General features: G+C 32.6%; 15 protein-coding genes and 1 pseudogene. 5 read left to right on the top strand and 11 right to left on the bottom strand.

What is annotated here, in order from left to right; translation table 11 throughout:
* Positions 1 to 158: 158 nt before the first annotated feature.
* Positions 159 to 1,034 carry a 23S rRNA (adenine(1618)-N(6))-methyltransferase RlmF gene (rlmF, locus tag GQR95_RS11995; RefSeq protein ID WP_159023386.1) on the bottom strand — a complete coding sequence of 292 codons (876 nt, stop codon included), beginning with the start codon at positions 1,032 to 1,034 and terminating at the stop codon, positions 159 to 161.
* A 111-nt stretch (positions 1,035 to 1,145) separates the two neighbouring features.
* Between rlmF and GQR95_RS11990 the strand changes: the two genes are divergently transcribed.
* Positions 1,146 to 2,264: a DEAD/DEAH box helicase gene (locus GQR95_RS11990; RefSeq protein ID WP_159023385.1), complete on the top strand. Its 1,119-nt coding sequence runs from the start codon at positions 1,146 to 1,148 to the stop codon at positions 2,262 to 2,264.
* Between the two features lie 1,092 nt (positions 2,265 to 3,356).
* Here the strand turns inward: GQR95_RS11990 and GQR95_RS11985 are convergent.
* From GQR95_RS11985 to GQR95_RS11960, 6 genes are all read right to left on the bottom strand, one after another.
* Positions 3,357 to 4,034, bottom strand: coding sequence for a type 1 glutamine amidotransferase domain-containing protein (locus GQR95_RS11985; protein WP_159023384.1), 678 nt, complete (start codon positions 4,032 to 4,034; stop codon positions 3,357 to 3,359).
* Between the two features lie 41 nt (positions 4,035 to 4,075).
* Positions 4,076 to 5,236 (bottom strand): iron-containing alcohol dehydrogenase, encoded by a 1,161-nt coding sequence (locus GQR95_RS11980; RefSeq protein ID WP_159024298.1) that lies wholly within the window; start codon positions 5,234 to 5,236, stop codon positions 4,076 to 4,078.
* A gap of 64 nt (positions 5,237 to 5,300) precedes the next feature.
* Positions 5,301 to 5,951 carry a peroxiredoxin-like family protein gene (locus GQR95_RS11975; protein WP_159023383.1) on the bottom strand — a complete coding sequence of 217 codons (651 nt, stop codon included), beginning with the start codon at positions 5,949 to 5,951 and terminating at the stop codon, positions 5,301 to 5,303.
* 139 nt (positions 5,952 to 6,090) lie between these two features.
* The gene (locus GQR95_RS11970; RefSeq protein ID WP_159023382.1) at positions 6,091 to 7,089 is read right to left on the bottom strand and encodes an NADP-dependent oxidoreductase; all 999 of its coding nucleotides are present in this window, start codon (positions 7,087 to 7,089) and stop codon (positions 6,091 to 6,093) included.
* A 12-nt stretch (positions 7,090 to 7,101) separates the two neighbouring features.
* Complete coding sequence (locus GQR95_RS11965) at positions 7,102 to 7,734, bottom strand: NAD(P)H-dependent oxidoreductase (RefSeq protein WP_159023381.1); 633 nt, start codon at positions 7,732 to 7,734, stop codon at positions 7,102 to 7,104.
* Positions 7,735 to 7,761: 27 nt separating this feature from the next.
* A complete protein-coding gene (locus GQR95_RS11960; protein WP_159023380.1) occupies positions 7,762 to 8,340 on the bottom strand; it encodes a TetR/AcrR family transcriptional regulator in 579 nt (192 codons plus the stop codon).
* A 175-nt stretch (positions 8,341 to 8,515) separates the two neighbouring features.
* Here GQR95_RS11960 and GQR95_RS11955 point away from each other — a divergent pair, with 175 nt between their 5' ends.
* Positions 8,516 to 9,520: a sugar kinase gene (locus GQR95_RS11955; RefSeq protein ID WP_159023379.1), complete on the top strand. Its 1,005-nt coding sequence runs from the start codon at positions 8,516 to 8,518 to the stop codon at positions 9,518 to 9,520.
* Between the two features lie 880 nt (positions 9,521 to 10,400).
* Here the strand turns inward: GQR95_RS11955 and GQR95_RS11950 are convergent.
* Both GQR95_RS11950 and GQR95_RS11945 read right to left on the bottom strand, forming a co-directional pair.
* Positions 10,401 to 12,860: a S8 family peptidase gene (locus GQR95_RS11950; protein WP_159023378.1), complete on the bottom strand. Its 2,460-nt coding sequence runs from the start codon at positions 12,858 to 12,860 to the stop codon at positions 10,401 to 10,403.
* Positions 12,861 to 12,866: 6 nt separating this feature from the next.
* Positions 12,867 to 13,844 (bottom strand): AAA family ATPase, encoded by a 978-nt coding sequence (locus tag GQR95_RS11945; RefSeq protein ID WP_159023377.1) that lies wholly within the window; start codon positions 13,842 to 13,844, stop codon positions 12,867 to 12,869.
* A 528-nt stretch (positions 13,845 to 14,372) separates the two neighbouring features.
* On the opposite strand from GQR95_RS11945, the gene GQR95_RS11940 reads away from it, so the two are divergent.
* On the top strand, positions 14,373 to 15,179 hold the full coding sequence (locus tag GQR95_RS11940; RefSeq protein WP_159023376.1) for a hypothetical protein: 807 nt from the start codon (positions 14,373 to 14,375) through the stop codon (positions 15,177 to 15,179).
* Between the two features lie 54 nt (positions 15,180 to 15,233).
* Here GQR95_RS11940 and lexA read toward each other — a convergent pair whose 3' ends face one another.
* Positions 15,234 to 15,641, bottom strand: a complete 408-nt coding sequence (lexA, locus tag GQR95_RS11935; protein WP_370514553.1) for a transcriptional repressor LexA — start codon at positions 15,639 to 15,641, stop codon at positions 15,234 to 15,236.
* Positions 15,642 to 15,653: 12 nt separating this feature from the next.
* A pseudogene (locus GQR95_RS16845) lies at positions 15,654 to 15,833 on the bottom strand (helix-turn-helix transcriptional regulator); the annotation flags it as partial.
* Positions 15,834 to 15,994: 161 nt separating this feature from the next.
* On the opposite strand from GQR95_RS16845, the gene GQR95_RS11930 reads away from it, so the two are divergent.
* On the top strand, positions 15,995 to 17,257 hold the full coding sequence (locus tag GQR95_RS11930) for a putative DNA modification/repair radical SAM protein (RefSeq protein WP_159023374.1): 1,263 nt from the start codon (positions 15,995 to 15,997) through the stop codon (positions 17,255 to 17,257).
* 9 nt (positions 17,258 to 17,266) lie between these two features.
* Positions 17,267 to 18,031, top strand: a complete 765-nt coding sequence (locus GQR95_RS11925; RefSeq protein WP_159023373.1) for a TIGR03915 family putative DNA repair protein — start codon at positions 17,267 to 17,269, stop codon at positions 18,029 to 18,031.
* Positions 18,032 to 18,300 lie beyond the last annotated feature (269 nt).

The raw sequence follows: 18,300 nt of genomic DNA, 5'->3' as shown, positions 1-18,300 counted from the left end.
CGCATTTATTAATTTATAGGGTGCTTGAGCGGAGTCGAAAGCCTTAATTAACTTTATCTCGACTCCGCTAGATAACCATTTATGTTGAAGTATAAAAACAAAAAATGCGTATTCAATTATAACTGAATACGCATTTTATTTTTTATTCTATATGTTTTTTAAGACGCTACTTCTTCTTTAAAAGTCCAAGCCAAAATTCTGCTTTTCTTATTTCCTTGTTCCATAGAAATGGTTTTATAAGTCGCTTTTAGCTTTTCTAATTGCTTTTTCAACTTACTTAAGTTTTCTTGCTTAGACACTAAAGTTGTAAACCAGTTAACTTGATCTTTAAACGCAACACTTTGCTTAATCATTCGTTTAATAAATAAAGCTTCACCACCATTACACCACAACTCATGTGCTTGACCGCCAAAGTTTAATTCTGCAGGACCGGCTTTTTTAAGATTTTTAAGTTTTTGTTTTGTAGTGCGTGTTGCTTCTTCTTCTGAGCCAAAAAATGGAGGATTACACATAGTAAATGTAAATTTCTCATCGGCTTTAATAATACCTTCAAAAATATTTGCAGGATCAGTTTGATGTCTAATCTCTATTTTTTTAAGTAGCGAAGGCGTTAAACCTACATTATGTTTTGCACTTTCTACAGCACTAACACTGGTATCGCAACCTACCATTTTCCAATCGTAAATTTGAGCGCCTAAAATAGGGTAGATGGTATTTGCTCCAACACCAACATCTAAACCTTTTACGTTCTCAGTAAGTTTTTCAACTTCTAATAAATCATGAATATGATGAATATAATCTGCACGACCAGGAATTGGCGGACATAAATAGCCTTTAGGAATTCTCCAATCTGTCAAATCGTAATCGGCAATTAAAATGGCTTTATTTAAATGAAAAACAGCATCACTTTTTTCAAAATGAATGGTTTTTTGTTTTGTTAATGGACTAGTAAATACAAACGAACTTAATTTAGAATGTGCTTGTACTAATGCTTCAAAATCGTATGATTTTTTATGCTTGTTTTTAGAATGCATAGATATAATTTGCCACAAAGATAAACTAAATATGGGCAACAATTCAGAAATCAAAAATTGTATTAGAATGCACTTTAAATTAGTATACCTTTGCAAACAGAAATATACAATATGGCATCATTTAAACACTTAGGTGTAGAACACGAATTTATACAAGCTTTAAAAGAATTAGGGATTAAACATCCGTCTGAAATTCAAGAAAAAGCAATCCCTGTTTTATTACAATCTAAAACCGATTTTATTGGATTAGCACAAACAGGTACCGGAAAAACAGCTGCATTTGGTTTGCCAATGCTACAAAATATAGATCCAAAATCTAAACATGTACAAGCATTAATATTAGCGCCTACACGTGAATTGGTTCAGCAAATAAAAAAACAACTCTTTAAGTTTACGAAATATTCCGATGCTAAAATTTTTGTTGAAGGTGTTTATGGTGGTGAAAAAATAGACATTCAAATTCAGAATTTAAAGCGTACAACTCATGTTATTGTAGCTACTCCTGGACGATTAAACGATTTATTAGATCGTAAAATTATTGATCTAAGAAAAGTAAATACGGTGATTTTAGATGAAGCAGATGAAATGCTAAGCATGGGATTTAAAGATGCATTAACTAAAATTTTAGACCACACACCAATGTCTAAAAATACGTGGTTATTTTCTGCTACTATTCCGTCTGGAATACAGCAAATTATTGACCAATATATGTCACATAAAGCTATACGTGTAGTTATCAATAAAAACGAATTGGTAAATGCGAATATTTCACACACTTACATTACGACGACTATAGAACAAAAACAACATATTATTACAAAGCTTTTAGATGCTAGACCTGACGATCGTGGTATCATTTTCTGTAGAACAAAAGCAGGAACAAAAGCTTTAACTGAATTTTTAAAAGAAGATGGACTTTCTGTTGAAGCCTTAGAAGGAGATATGCAACAACGCGATCGCGAAAAAGTGATGCGTGCCTTTAAAAAAGGAAATTTACGTGTGCTAATCTCTACAGACGTGTCTGCTAGAGGTATAGATGTTAACGATCTGGCTTTTGTATTACACCACCAGCTTCCTGAACATATAGAATATTATACACACCGTAGCGGAAGAACAGCACGTGCTGGTAAAACCGGACAGTCAATTGCTTTAATTCTTGGAAGTGAGTTAAAACGTATTCATGAAATGAATAAAGAATTGGGTATTAAATTTAAGGAGATTTCTATTTAAAATAGATGCTAGATCGATGCGCTTTTAGATTCAAGATTTACAAACTTTGTCAATTAACAATTCATATATGAATTTATAGGATGCTTGAGCGGAGTCGAAAGCCTTTTACATGTATCTCGACTCCGCTCGATAACCATTCGTGTTTATTTATAAAACATAAAAGTGTTCAGATACTAGATACTTAGACTGCTTCACTGTTAGATTCAAGAATCAAGATTTTGATAGATGACGAATAAGATGATGTGAGACTTTGAACTGAATTTATGGTAACGGAAAGTTGAATTTAACGTCTTGCTGATCTTGTTTCAGCATCACACAAGTAGCAAAACTATTTAGCTCAAAAAAATGAGACCCTGAACTAAATTCAGGGTGACGAGCATTCTTATAAAAAGACTTGCATTCATAAAAAGTAAAAGCTTTCAATCTTAAACTAGACTGGAAGCTTTTTTGTTAAACTAAAATATATAAATAAACTCTTCGTCATGCTTAACTTGTTTCAGTATCACACAGGAAATACAACTACAATTATTAAGTGAATCTAATAATGAGACCCTGAAATAAATTCAGGGTGACGTTAAGATGATGATTACGCTTCGTCATGCTGAACGTGTTTCAGCATCACACAAGTAGCAAAACTATTTAGCTCAAAAAATAAGACCCTGAACTAAATTCAGGGTGACGAGCGTTCTTATAAAAAGACTTGCATTAATAAAAGGTAAAAGCCTTCAATCTTAAATTAGACTGAAGGCTTTTTTGTTAAACTAAAATATATAAATAAACTCTTCGTCATGCTGAACTTGTTTCAGTATCACACAGGAAATACAACTACAATTATTAAGTGAATCTAATAATGAGACCCTGAAATAAATTCAGGGTGACGTTAAGATGATGATTACGCTTCGTCATGCTGAACGTGTTTCAGCATCACACAAGTAGCAAAACTATTTAGCTCAAAAAATATGACCCTGAACTAAATTCAGGGTGACGAGCGTTCTTATAAAAAGACTTGCATTAATAAAGGTAAAAGCCTTCAATCTTAAATTAGACTGAAGGCTTTTTTATATTAACTCTTAAAAAAATAGAGATTAGTTATTAGTTTAAACTGCTTAACAATTTTTCTGCAACTAACTCTGACGATGCTGGATTTTGTCCCGTAATTAAATTACCATCTTGTAATACATGAACACCCCAATCATCTCCTTTAGAATATGTTCCGCCGTTTTTTTTAAGCATATCTTCAACTAAAAAAGGTACAACATCTGTTAATTGAACAGCAGCTTCTTCAGAATTAGAAAAACCTGTAACTGTTTTTCCTTTTACTAAAGGTGTACCATCTGTATTTTTAACACCTTTTAAAGCAGCAGGCGCATGACATACAAATCCGATTGGTTTTTGCGCAGCATTAAAATCTTCAATCAATTTAATTGAATTTTTATCGTTTGCTAAATCCCAAAGCGGTCCATGACCACCAGGATAAAAAACAGCATCAAAATCGCTAGCTTTTACATCTGCTAACACTAAAGTATGATCTATTTTATACTGTGTATCTGTATCTTTTTTAAAACGTTCTGTTGCTGCGGTACTCGCATCTGGAGTGTCACTTGTTGGATCTATTGGTGCTTTTCCACCTTTTGGAGTCGCAATTGTTATATCTGCTCCTTTATCTAATAAGGTATAATATGGACTTGCAAATTCTTCAACCCAAAAGCCTGTTTTTTTACCTGTATTTCCTAATTTATCGTGAGATGTTAAAACAAATAATATTTTCATTTTGTTACATTTTTAAATTAATAATATAATGTCTAAACAAATTAGTAAGCCATTTTTACTATGCTTTCGACATCTTCTGGTTTCAAGCTTTTATGCTCTCCTAAACCTAGCCAACCACGTTCTATAAAGCGTTTGGCAATAATTTCTGCAGTTCCTTCATAGTTATCTGTGTATTTAGATAACTTAGTGTCTATGCCCATTTGGTTAAAAAAGTGTTCCGTTTTTTCAATAGCAACGTAAGCTTTTTCTTCTAAAGTTCCTTCTGTAACATTCCAAATACGTTCTGCATATTGTGCTAATTTTTCTTTTTTAGCTTCAAAGTTATATTGATAGTGACTTGGTGCAATTATAGCCAATGTTCTTGCATGATCTATTCCAAAAAGCGCTGTTAGCTCGTGTCCCATGGCATGAACAGCCCAATCTGTAGGTACACCTTTTTGAATCAATCCGTTTAAGGCCATTGTACAACTCCACATATAGTTAGAAGCCGCGTCATAATCAGATGGATCTTTTAATATTTTTGGAGCGACTTCAAGTAATGTTTGCATAATACTTTCGGCAAAACGATCTTGTAGTAAAGCACCCGCAGGATACGTCATATACTGTTCTAAAACATGTGTAAATGCATCTGTAATACCGTTTACTAATTGACGATGTGGAATAGAAGTAATCACTTGAGGATCTAGAATAGAAAACTGAGGAAATAATCCTGCACCGCCCATTCCTAATTTTTCTTTAGTCTCTTTATTTGTAATTACAGCACCCGAGTTCATCTCAGAACCTGTTGCAGGCATAGTAAGTACAACGCCAAAAGGCATGGCTTTTAATGTTGGTTTTGCATTGGTTAAAATATCCCAAGGTGTATCGCCTTCAAATAAAGCAGCCGCCGATAAAAACTTGGTACCGTCTATTACAGAACCACCACCAACAGCTAATAGATAAGTAATTTTTTCTTCCTTTATTACCTTTAAGGCTTTCAGTAATACCGAATATTCTGGATTGGCAGGAATACCGCCAAACTCGACATGTTCAATATCTTTTAAAGCGGTTTTTACCTGATCGTAAATTCCGTTTTTCTTAATACTTCCGCCTCCATATAACACCAATACTTTGGCATCTGTTGGTAATTGTTCGGCTAATTTTGCGATAGTATCTTTGCCGAAAATAATTTTAGTCGGATTCTTAAATTCAAAATTGTTCATCATTCTTAATTTTTATGTATTTAATCCTGATTTCTTTTTATTTTACGATTATCGAACTAATACGTTAAAACAGCTTCTTTAAAGCGTCAATAATATCTCTTGGTTCAGAACGTGTTCTATAATCTACATCTACAAATCTCCATTTTACTATACCATCACGTCCTAAAACAAACGTTGCAGGAATAGGTAACATCGTTCCATTACCATTATTTATTTTTTCTAAATCTAATTCGCGATCTACACGCATATGTTCTGCTAAAAATTCAGGTACTTCCCAAGCCACACCATATTGATAAGCAACTTTTGCATCCTGATCTGATAATACACCAAAATCCATTTCAGTTATTTCATCTTTTGTTAAACTTTCATCTGGCACTTGTGGACTAATAGCAACTAAGTTTGCACCCAATTCATGAATTTCGCCTAAAATATCTTGTAACGCTTTAATTTGTAGATTGCAATATGGACACCAGTTACCACGATAAAATGTAATCACTACAGGACCGTTTTCTAGTAAGTTTTCTAACGAAACATTTTTACCTCTAGCGTTAGGCAACTTAAATTTTGGAGCTTCTTCTCCAATTCTAATTGCATTTTCACCTTGTTCAAATGCCTTAGATTCTGCAATGCATTCATCTACGCGCTTCATAAAGTCAGGATTTTTTAATCTTCCTTCTTCAATTTTAGCATCAGTTTGTTCTTTTAAATTTTTCATTTTTATACTTTATTTAGCTTTATATTTTTTATTCTGTCAAACTGAATTTGATTACTGTATTCATACTTTTAGTATGAAATCACAGTTAAAACAGTATGCCAAATTTAGTAATCAAAACTAAGAACACGATATAAACGTATTATATTTTAACAATCATTTTACCTTTATTCTTTCCGCTAAATAAATCGATAAAAGCTTGTGGTGTATTTTCGAAACCGTCAACTATAGTTTCTGTATATTTTAATTGTCCTTTTGCTAACCATTCAGACAATTGTTTCATGGCTTCTGGGAATTTATCAGCATAATTAGACACAATAAAACCTTGCATTAAAGCACTGTTTTTAACTAAAAATGGTTGAACAGCAACGCCTGTTGGTGTTTCTGTTTTATTATAAACAGAAATAGCGCCACAAATAATAATACGAGCAAAACGATTAATACTAAATAATGCCGCGTCTGAGATAGCTCCTCCAACATTATCAAAATACACATCTACACCATCTGGACATGTGGTTTTAATAGCTTGTAACATATCGGTAGTTGTGTTATAGTTTATAACATCGTCGAAACCAAAATCTTTTTTTAATAAATTTACTTTCTCGTCTGTACCAGCAATTCCAACTACGCGAAGGCCTAAAATTTTTCCAATCTGTCCTACAACACTACCTACAGCACCTGCTGCTCCAGAAACTAATAATGTTTCTCCAGCTTTAGGTTTTCCTATTTCATGTAATCCTAAAAATGCTGTTAATCCTGTCATTCCTAAAACACCTAAATAGGCGCTAAGTGGTGCCAAATCTGGACTCACTTTGTTTAATCCTTCGCCATTAGAAATTTGTTCTGTTTTCCAAGCTAATAATCCAGAAACAAAATCGCCTTCACTAAAGTTTTTGTTTTTAGACGCTTTTACCTGAGCAACAACTCCAGAAGCAATAGGTTCGTTTAAATTAAATGGTGGTACATACGATTTTGCATCACTCATTCGTCCTCTTAAATACGGATCTACCGAGATGTATTTTGCTTCTAATAATAATTCACCTTCAGCAATATTTAACGCTTTATCATCTTTCTGAAATTCAAAATCTGATAATTGTGGTGTTCCTTGTGGTCTGTTTTTTAATAAAATAGTATGATTCATAATCTCTTATATTTATTCTATTACTGTTATTAATTGTTCTGTGCTTTTTCTAACCTTTACTTGGTTAACTAACCAATCGTTGGCTTCGTCTCTATACCCAAGTGGTAATAAAATGGCACTGCGTAATCCTTTTTCTTTTAATCCTAAGATTTTATCTACAGCTTCAGGATCAAAACCTTCCATTGGCGTAGTATCTACACCTTCGTAAGCAGCCTGTGCGATAGCCATCCCGAAAGCGATATACGCTTGTTTAGCGGCATGTGTAAAATTCTCTTCTGCATCTTTTTGTGGGTAAGTACTTAACAACATTTGTCTGTACGCTTCAAAACCTTCATTTTCGTAACCACGAATTTTGTTTGTTAAATCGAAAACCTCGTTAATACGATCTGCTGTATACGTATCCCAAGCTGCAAAAACTAGTAAATGAGAACAGTCTGTTACTACAGGCTGATTCCACGCTACGGGTTTAATTTGCTCCTTAATATCTTTATTTTTAACTACTAAAATTTCAAAAGGTTGCAAACCACTAGACGTTGGTGCTAAACGTGCCGCCTCTAAAATACGATCTATTTTATCTTGAGACACTACATCTCCATTCATCGCTTTAGCAGCGTACCTCCAATTTAATTTATCTAATAATTCCATATTTTTATTTCTTTATATTGTTGTTTATTATTTCTTTATACTTGACCAAGCTGCTAGATAAGCTTCGTTTAAATGTTTTTTTGTAATCTTAAAATCGCCTCGCTTTTGTGCATTTAATAAAAATGCTAAAGGATAAATACTAAAAGCATATAGTATATGGTGCGACATGGGTTTTATAATATCTTGTGCAATACCCTGATCCCATAAATCGAGTAGGGGAGTTAAATTTTTTACACCTTCCTGTCTACTATCGTTATCTATCATAGGTGTATTTTCACATTGCGATAAGAAAAAACCTTTTTCAATATCATCTAATTTATATTTTGCCATACGTCTCCAAACCAATTCAAATCCATCTGGTACAGATAAATCTTCAGAATACGTTTCAAAAGCATAAGCCACATATTCAGTTTTAACTTCTTTGTATACCTGATTAATTAAGTCTTGCTTATTTTCAAAATACAAATAAATGGTTGCCGGAGACACATTAGCCATTTTCGCAATTTTAGACATAGGAGCCGCGTGAAACCCTTGATTATTAACCAAATTAATGGTAGCCTTAACCAATGCTGCGCGTTTAATCTCACTCTTTTTTAAAACTGTCATTATGCTTTATTTAGAGTTCAAAGGTATAAAAAAAGAATAAACATTCATTTTTAATAGATATATTTAAGACGACTTTAACGTAGTATGGTTTTAAATATAAAATTATCAATTGTAAACATTTTAATTATTTAAACAATACCATATCTTTATCTGTAAAAACAAAACAAACTTTAAAATGAACAGAATAGTAACCTTTGGCGAAGTATTAATGCGCCTTTCTCCGTTGGGAAACAAGAAGATGAAACAGACCAATTTATTAGAATACTATTTTGGTGGAACAGAAATTAACGTATCCATTTCATTAGCTAATTTTGGAAATAAGGTGAAGCATATATCTTGTATTTCTGATGATTTTATAGGAAATACAGCCATCGGGTATTTAAGACAATACAATGTAGATACACGAGATATTTATAGAACAAGCAGACCTTTAGGTATGTATTTCTTAGAAGTTGGTGCGGTAATGCGCCCAAGTACCATTGTGTATAATCGTTCTAATTCTGCATTTTCTGGCGTAACTCCAGACATGGTAGATTGGAACAAAGCCTTGGCAAAAGGAAATTGGTTTCATTGGACGGGAATTACACCAGGATTATCCAGAGGTGCTTACGATACATTAAAAGATGGATTAATAGCTGCGAAAGCTAAAGGAATTACTGTGTCTTCAGATCCGACATACAGAAGCGGACTTTGGAAATATGGTGTAGATCCTAAAGATGCCATAAGAGATTTAATGCAATATGTTACCATTTTTATTGGTGGTATAAATGAAATTAATGAAATTTTAGATTCAGAATTTGGTTACGGTAATGAAGATTTTGTTGCTGCAAGTAAAGCCTTAATTGAAAAATATCCGAATGTTGAGAAAGTTTTTGATAAGATTAGAGTATCTATAAACGCATCTTGGCAAAAAATTAAAGGTAGAATTTGGAACGGTAAAGAATTTAAAGAAACAGATTTTATTGAAATTACTCATATTGTAGACCGTATAGGAACTGGAGATGCATTTGCTGCAGGCGTTATTTACGGACTATTAAACTTTGACGATTATAAAGCCATGGAATTTGCAACTGCAGCGTGTGCATTAAAACATACATTTCCTGGAGATATAAATTATGCTACCGTTGAAGATGTAGAACACTTAATTGCTGGAAATACTGGCGGACGTGTAGAAAGATAAATGAAAAGGGTGCGAGAGCATTCTTAATTTTCTATTTTACATAATATAAATTATAGTACAAATTATAAATAGGTTTATCCGGTGGATTAAGCTATTTATAACACAGATGGCGAGCTGGAGAAATTATGATGTTTAGTACTACACATTCTATTTATAAAAAAAATGATAGCTATAATTCTATATTATGTAAAATATCCCAGAAGCATTCGTTTTCATAAGATTAATTGGAACTTGGGTCATTAGACTAATAAGCGGTTTGCTTCGCAGCGTTTAAAAAACATTTGTATCTATAATTAGCCGTTATGTAAAATAGCCGCCACCAAGCGCTCGATTGTTTTATAAAATCAAATTGCTCTGGCAATTTATTTTACACACAATTATCCAACGCTTGCCAGCGCAATTTAAAAGCTAGACTTTTGCTTCTTTAGAAAATTCACGTATTCGATAATATTTACGTAATAAAAAATTTCACGTGATTCTCGTAGCATTCCGTAAGAGCTTAAATTTTAAGAAAAATAAAATTCTAAGCACTTACTATATTCTAGTTACTATTCATCTTTTTTTAATTGTAACTATTTACATTATATAAAATAGAAATTAATGTTTTGAAATCTTTAAGTTTTAATAATATCTTTTGTCTTGAAACAAAAGAAACAAAAATTCAAGACTGCATAAACTTTTGGAAACAATTACGGCTCGTTACGCTATATTTTAGGAAACATTGTAACTCATCAAGATTGCTTTGAAATTCATTGCGTATTTAGAGCTATTAAGAATCTTTAATACTAAATCCCTAAAATATATACGCTCACTTCACCTTATTGTTTTACCAAAATTTTATGAGGCCAAGTTAAAATCGATATTCTATTTTACATAATAATTATACATCAATAGGTATAGAAACTGAAATCTGATTCAATACATCATTATATATATCAATATCAGCTTCATTTGTTTCAATCGAAATAATTAAACTATATCTAACCGATGAATCATAACGTTTGAGTTTTTTTCTATTCTTCCACCATCCACCAACTGGATAAACTGCTATTTGATTTCTTAACGCTAAATCGGCAGCTGAACCAACCCAAATATCCTTATGGATACTACCTTTATCTCTTACAAGACTTCCCAATACCCAATTCTCACTACCTTCAGCGACATAATCATCTTGTTCATCTTTTATAGATTTACTAACTCGAGATTTAAAAGCCCCTTGACTTTCATTTTTATCAATCATTTTAAATCTTAAACCATGTGATTTATATGATTGGTCACTAGCATATCTTTTATTTCCTGGATTTGGTTCAATAAAATATGATAAAGTCACTATTAGTTTTACATCCAATTCAGCTAAATCAGACAATATATCTGTTGGCCAAGGCAAATCAAATAAATGAAAAATATTTGTTTTCACTCTACTATCTTCAAACTTAAAAGGTTTTAAAGTTCTTTCAGCTATAATACTTAAAGAATTTTCAGCACTATATTTGGCTTTATCTAAATTTGGTATTCCATAACCAACTCTAGCTAAAAGATTAGATTTATCTTCTGATGACAAACTTTCTAAACTTCTATTATTCAGCATTATATTATTCCAATCAGCTGAATGAATTATTAAAGCTCGAATGGTTTCTGGTAGGTAACTTGGATATTTTTGGTATAATTCAGATGCAAACCTTGAAGCCAATGCTGTAGCTGCACTTGTGTCAGCCATAGTTGTCAGCCAAGATCTACCTGTACCTCCTACTCCAGTCGACAATAGTTTTAATGATTCTTCATCTAATATACCTGTATTAAATATACCATCATTTCCTCCTTCAAAAACAACATCAGGTTTCTTTGGCCATTTTTTATTCCAACTTATTGAAGTTGTATTGCATGGAGACATTTGACCTCTTTGAGCTAAAAGTTGTGCTCCAGGATAAGTCGCAGTATCTAATCTATCCTTATTTGTGTAAGCGCCTATTGTTATAGCATTAAATGCTTGAGCTGGATCTTCTATTGACAGGTCATCATTAGCTATAGGATAATTTAACCTATCAGCATAGGACAAGTTTCCACTTGAAACTAAAATAATAGTATTGTTATTTCTTTCTACAATTGAGCCGAACATTTTTTGGTCAATTGCTGCAGACCAAGATGATGGTCTCCCTAAATATTTATTATCAGGAGAAGTAACTGCTAAACAAACGATTCTTTTGTTACCTGGATTCATAATTTCTCCGATAGATATTGCCTCAAGTGTTATCTGTCCATATAAATCTGGATCATTTGCTGTCCGATCAACAATTTTAATGCTTTCTATATTGTTAGAAATATTGATTTGCGTACTAGAAGTTAGTGGTTCATTCAAATCCCCATATATAATAAGACCAGCCATAGGAGTTCCGTGGCCTTGTCTATAGGAGTCAGAGTTTGTCCAAGTCGGATTTACTGAGTCTAAATTTCTTTCTGGAATTAAATCTTCTAATAAAGGATTAACACGATTAACACCTGAATCTAAAAGACAAACAGAGATGTTATTTTCTTCTATTTGGTTATTAATTCTACTACGTAAATCACTTACAAAATCACCTTCCCAATCTTTATCAAGATTTGTGAAGAAATCTGCGGTTTCAATTGGTTTTCTAATTTCTGCTAAATTATCTATATAAAGTAAACTTTCTCCTAGTTCTTCAGGAGTAGCTTTAATTAAGCCTACTATATTTTCTGGAAACACAAGTAGCCTATTATTTGTTAAAATAGTATCTGTGGATAATGAATTCAAAGTTTCTTCTACAACTTCTTTATTAGCACAACTAAACCAAACTTCCCACCATATACTTTCATTTGAGTTTGGAAAATCTATTTCTGGTTCTTGCCAAAAGCTCTCCAAAGTAGCTGCTCTAATATTTTCTATATTAGCAATTAATTTTTGATTTTTTGGTTTACCTGTTATTGTTTCTTCTGTTAAATATTTTTCAACTTTATTCAAAAAATTAGAAACGGCTTTTTTATTTAAATAAACCGCAATTTTATAAATAATCTGTTGATTACCTTCAGAATCAGCCCTAAATTGAGCTTTACAAGATGCAAGTCTATAATTTCCGGCAACATCTTCAAAACTATCAAAAGCTAATTCGAAATTTAATGCAGATTCAAACTCTATATAAACAAATTCATATTCTTCATTTCCGTCTGTAAATTCAGATACAGCAGAACTAAAGGAGCTTTTTAAGCCTAAACCGTGTTCTCTTCTGTCTCTATCTTCTTTATAATGGAATTGTCCACCACCATATGTGCTATATGGCAAAGAAGTATTATTTCCATTAAGAAAAATGTGATTTAAATTTGACATATTATATTAGAAAGATGTTTTTCTAGAGTCAATTACTTCAAATAAAAATTCTAAGCTTGATTCTTCCTCTCCGTAAATAATAATATTTTTAAGAAAGTCTTGACAGATCTTTTCTAAGTCTGAAAAATTTAATCCAATAGATTTTTTAGAAAGCTCAATCAGAACATTGTTGTTTATTAATTTGTTATTTAAAAACTCTCTTTTATAATATTTAAAGATTTGCTCTTCTGTGGGTAAGGGATAATTTATAATGTCATCAAATCGTCTAAATAAAGCTTCATCTAAATTTTCAGGTATATTAGTTGCAGCAATAATTAAACTGTTAGAATCATCTTTCTCAATTTGAAGTAAAAAACTATTAAGAACTCTTTTTATTTCTCCAACTTCATTCCCTTGACTTCTGTTAGTACCAATACTATCAAATTCATCAAATAAATAAACAGCTCTAAACTCTTTCATAGTATCAAAAACTAAACGAAGTTTTGCTATTGATTCTCCCATATATCTACTAATTAGACCATCAAGTCTTATTACAAAAAGAGGAATACTCAATTCATTAGAGATTACTCTAGCAGTCATTGTTTTACCACAACCAGGAGGTCCTGTTAATAATAATTTCTTTCTTGGGAATAAATTATGCTGTCTTAATTTTTCTATTTGACATTGTTCATCTAAAACTCTTTGAATAGATTTATTTAACTTCATAGATAAGACCATGTCTTTCAATTTATCATCAGGTCTTGAAAATTCTAATAAATCATTAAGTTCTTTTTGTGCAGGATTGACAGCTAATCTCTTTATCTTGCTTTCTTTAATTTTTAATTTTTTAGAATCTTGAATTAATTTTTTTAACTCTTCAGCAAGTTCTTGATGTCCCTTGCGTGCTTCAGCTGCTGCAATTTGCATAGCTGTAGCATAGAAACGTGAATTATCACCTTCACTAAAAGATTTAATTAAACTTTTTATTTGTTCAGCTGCTGCCATTTTATGATATAAAACTATTTGTGGTAAAAATATACAAAAGTATTATCAATTAGTTACTGAAAACTACAATTTTAAAAATTAATAATAAAAACATTTCCATTTCACACACATTCCACTACTCTCCTATCGTCGCTTCGTGAAAAGCGTGTTCCATTAACATCGCAGAAGAAACTTTTAAGAATAAATTTTTTTAAGAAACTATATTAATAACTTTCGCTTTTAACCCAAGCTCAAGTTACATAACGCAGAACATTATAATACAAATTATAACAATTAGCGGAATAGCGCATTTCAGCGCTATTTGACTTAATCACAGATATAATAACACCTGAGTGTTTTATATCGTTAGTGATTACGTGCAAGTTAATTGTGATATAACGTATATTCTTGTTCTCGACTTCGCTCGAACACCTTATAAACAAGACCAAATACTGTTAAATTCCCCTTATAGTCCGGCTTACAACAAAAATACTAGTGCTGTTTTAATCGTTTTTTATATCTTCAATTTTTATTAAACACCACCTCTACATGAAACACATTACAATTAACGTTTGTACAGTATTACTTGTACTTTTTACACTATCGAGCTGTAAACAAGCCGAGACTAAAAGTGAGACTACAAACGCTACAGAAAAATTAAAAAATGAAGTCATTGTTTTAGGAACCATTCACGGTGGTCATCTTACCGATAGTGTTTACAATGTTGCTTATTTAAAAAAGTTAATTCGAGAGATAAATCCAGATTATATACTAACTGAAATTCCTCCAAAACACTTTAAAATAGCTATGGACGGCTTTATAAAAGACGATAGTATTTCTGAACCTCGTACCAGACAGTTTCCTGAGTATGTAAACGTAGTGTTTCCGTTATCTAAAGACATGGATTTTGAAATTATTCCTACTGCTGGATGGACACGTACTATGGCCGTAGAACGTGGACAAAAATTAAGAGCTATACGTCAAGACACAACTAGAGCTGCCGATTGGGCGGCATATGTTGAAGGAAATAAACGTTCAGATTCTTTATATAAAGCAAGCGGCAAAGTAAACAATCCGTATTTTATTCATACAAACACCTATGACAGCATACAGAATATAGGACTACAGCCTTATAATACATTGTTTAATGATGAGCTTGGTTTAGGTGGCTGGGAAAATATTAATATTGCACACTACTGGAATATTGAAAAAGCATTAGAAAAACACCGTTATCAGGGCAAACGCATCTTAATCACTTATGGTGCTGGACATAAAGGTTGGTTTTTAAGAGAATTACGTAAACGCGACGATATTAAGTTATTAGACATGGCTCCTTTTTTAGATGCTATTCAATAATGTTTTGAATGGTGTTACCTTATTTTAAGGTTTAATTCTATGAGACATTAGACATTACATTTTAATCACTTCCGTAACAATACCCTGAACTTTAAAATCGGTGGTTAATATAATGGGCTGATGTTTCGGGTTTGTAGAATGTGGTTTTAAGACAATGGTACTTCCGTTTTGTCTAAATTCTTTAACTGTGGCTTCGTCGTCAATTAAGGCAAGCACTAAATCTCCAGTTTCGGCAGTATGTTGGCGTTTAATGAGTAGTAAATCGCCACTATCAATACCTTTCGTATTCATAGAATCTCCAGTTGCTCTTAACAAAAAATAATCGGATGGCGTTTTTACCAATTGTGTAGAAATCGGGATTTGGGCTTCAATATGTTCTTCTGCAAAAATGGGTAATCCACAAGCTACAGATCCAATTAATGGAATGTTTACGGTATCACTTTCCACCGTAGCATTAAACACCGCTTTGTTCACATCTAATAAATCTCGGGCTTCAACTTGCAGGATATTAGCAATCTCATACAAGAGTTCTAAACTGGGTTGCCTCCTATTTTGCACATAAGAATTCACCATATTATAACTCTTATTCAACTTCTCGGCCAACCAGGTTTGCTTGATGCCTTTGTCTTCTAATACGGATTTAATGCGATTCATAATTCAATGGGTTGATTTTCAATGTCAAATATAATAAATTACACAATAACATATCATAATATGAGATACTTATTTACACTATAATGATATTTATTTAAAACACAACTCATTTTTAATACAATTAAGTTGTAGCTTTACGCCTTAAACTTAAATGCTTAAGTATGTCTTTTGAACGTGTACAAGAAAAGTTAAATATCCTTGCAGATGCTGCTAAATACGATGTGTCTTGCTCCTCTAGCGGAAGCAATAGAGCCAACACCAACAAGGGATTGGGTAATGCATCGAATTCTGGTATTTGCCATACGTATACCGAAGATGGGCGTTGCGTGTCCTTATTAAAAATACTACTCACCAACCATTGTATATTCGATTGTGCGTATTGTGTAACACGCAAAAGTAACGATATTAAACGGGCGGCATTTCAAGTACAAGAGGTGGTCGATTTAACTATAAACTTTTACAGACGTAATTATATTGAAGGTTTGTTTCTGAGTTCAGGCATTTTTAAAAGCGCCGATTATACCATGGAACGCTTGGTGTCTGTGGCCAAAAAATTAAGGTTAGAAGAAAATTTTAATGGTTATATTCATTTAAAATCTATTCCCGGTGCCAGTGACGAACTCATGCGGGAAGCGGGTTTATATGCCGACCGATTGAGTGTTAATATTGAAATTCCGACAGAACAAGGTTTAAAATTGTTAGCTCCAGACAAAAACAGAGCCGATTTTATTAAACCTATGGAAAAGGTTAAAAATGAAATCATTCAATATAAAAGTGAAAAGAAACTGATTAAAAGCACCCCAAAATATGCGCCTGCTGGGCAAAGTACACAAATGATTGTGGGCGCGAGTGGTGAAAATGATATGCAAATCATGTACACTTCCAATTACTTTTACAAGAATTTCAATTTAAAACGGGTGTACTATTCGGGCTATGTGCCTATTAGTTACGATACGCGTTTACCTCAAATTGGCACGCCTGTACCTATGTTACGTGAAAACAGACTGTATCAAACTGATTGGCTATTGCGGTTTTACGGATTTAATATTGAAGAAATTTTAAACAAAGACAATCAACATTTAGATTTAGATATCGATCCGAAATTGGGATGGGCTTTACGGAATTTACACGAATTTCCTGTAGATGTGAATAAAGCCGATAAGCGCATGCTAGCCAGAATTCCGGGTTTAGGGATGAAATCGGTATTTAAAATATTAAGTGCCAGACGTTACAGAAAACTGAATTGGGACCATTTAAAAGCGCTTGGTGTATCCTTAAATCGTGCGCAATATTTTTTAATTTGTGCGTCTAACCAATTTGAAACTCGTGATCTCACTGCCGAAAAAATTAAAGGGTTAATCTTACAAAACACAAAGAGTAAATACACCAGCATGCTTAGTAACCAATTAAATCTTTTTGGATAGTCCCCTATTATGGAAACCACTCTAATTTACGACGGCACATTTGATGGATTCTTAACCGCTGTTTTTACAGGGTTCGAGATGAAATTAAAAACAGTGACTATAGTTACTGCTCAGCGGTTTCAACAGCCTTTATTTGGGAGTTCCGAAACCGTGTATACGGACGCAGAGAAAGCAAACCGCGTGTGGAGAGGCTTAAAACAGAAACTATCTGCTAATGAATTACGCCGTTTTTATTATGCGTTTCTGAGTGAAAAACCTACTGTAGAAGATACCTTATTCCAAGCCATGGTTTATGTGTTTGCTTCCAAAATCAATGTGGGATCTGATTATACCAACGTGCATATTTTAGAAATCTCTAAACTGACAAAAAACGTAGGGCGAGAAAAACACAGAATGGAAGCTTTTGTGCGGTTTAAACTGACAAAAGATGGTGTTTATTTTGCAAATATAGAACCCGATTTTAATGTGTTGCCGCTTATAAGAAATCATTTTAAAAACCGTTATGCCGACCAAAAGTGGCTGATTTACGATTTAAAACGGAAGTATGGCATTTATTACGATTTGGAACAGGTAGATATCATTACCCTTGAATTTGATGCTGATTTCGATCCATCTAAAACATCGACAGATATCTTTGCTGAAATTGAATTAGAGTTTCAGCAATTATGGAACGATTATTTTAAAAGTACAAACATCGCATCTCGGAAAAACATGAAACTACACATACAACATGTACCTAAGCGGTATTGGAAATATTTAAGTGAGAAACAGTAGGTGTTTTAGCTGTATTAATAATACAATCTAAAATCGAGTAATGTCTTTGGTGTAATTCTTCTACAACTTCAAACATATCATCATCTTCTTTAAATAAGTTAAAGCATGTAATATCAAGATTGAAGCTTGTTATTCCGTTATCTTTTTTTATCAAAGCAAAGTATACATAACATAATATCCCAGAATGTTTTCATTTTTATAGAAACTGTACTTAAAATTTTACTTCTACTCTACTCTATAATTTATTTTTAAAACAAATTCTTGGTCAA

Origin of the sequence: Formosa sp. L2A11 (genome assembly GCF_009796865.1) — a bacterium.
In the GTDB taxonomy this organism is placed as follows: Bacteria; Bacteroidota; Bacteroidia; order Flavobacteriales; family Flavobacteriaceae; genus Formosa.
Note: the sequence above shows the minus strand (reverse complement) of the source record. Positions and strands in the feature narration are given on the sequence as shown.

Excerpts from the sequence above, each read along its gene's own strand:
- rlmF (WP_159023386.1), bottom strand. The coding sequence starts at position 1,034 with ATGCATTCTAAAAACAAGCATAAAAAATCATACGATTTTGAAGCATTA.
- GQR95_RS11990 (WP_159023385.1), top strand. The coding sequence starts at position 1,146 with ATGGCATCATTTAAACACTTAGGTGTAGAACACGAATTTATACAAGCT.
- GQR95_RS11985 (WP_159023384.1), bottom strand. The coding sequence starts at position 4,034 with ATGAAAATATTATTTGTTTTAACATCTCACGATAAATTAGGAAATACA.
- GQR95_RS11980 (WP_159024298.1), bottom strand. The coding sequence starts at position 5,236 with ATGAACAATTTTGAATTTAAGAATCCGACTAAAATTATTTTCGGCAAA.
- GQR95_RS11975 (WP_159023383.1), bottom strand. The coding sequence starts at position 5,951 with ATGAAAAATTTAAAAGAACAAACTGATGCTAAAATTGAAGAAGGAAGA.
- GQR95_RS11970 (WP_159023382.1), bottom strand. The coding sequence starts at position 7,089 with ATGAATCATACTATTTTATTAAAAAACAGACCACAAGGAACACCACAA.
- GQR95_RS11965 (WP_159023381.1), bottom strand. The coding sequence starts at position 7,734 with ATGGAATTATTAGATAAATTAAATTGGAGGTACGCTGCTAAAGCGATG.
- GQR95_RS11960 (WP_159023380.1), bottom strand. The coding sequence starts at position 8,340 with ATGACAGTTTTAAAAAAGAGTGAGATTAAACGCGCAGCATTGGTTAAG.
- GQR95_RS11955 (WP_159023379.1), top strand. The coding sequence starts at position 8,516 with ATGAACAGAATAGTAACCTTTGGCGAAGTATTAATGCGCCTTTCTCCG.
- GQR95_RS11950 (WP_159023378.1), bottom strand. The coding sequence starts at position 12,860 with ATGTCAAATTTAAATCACATTTTTCTTAATGGAAATAATACTTCTTTG.
- GQR95_RS11945 (WP_159023377.1), bottom strand. The coding sequence starts at position 13,844 with ATGGCAGCAGCTGAACAAATAAAAAGTTTAATTAAATCTTTTAGTGAA.
- GQR95_RS11940 (WP_159023376.1), top strand. The coding sequence starts at position 14,373 with ATGAAACACATTACAATTAACGTTTGTACAGTATTACTTGTACTTTTT.
- GQR95_RS11930 (WP_159023374.1), top strand. The coding sequence starts at position 15,995 with ATGTCTTTTGAACGTGTACAAGAAAAGTTAAATATCCTTGCAGATGCT.
- GQR95_RS11925 (WP_159023373.1), top strand. The coding sequence starts at position 17,267 with ATGGAAACCACTCTAATTTACGACGGCACATTTGATGGATTCTTAACC.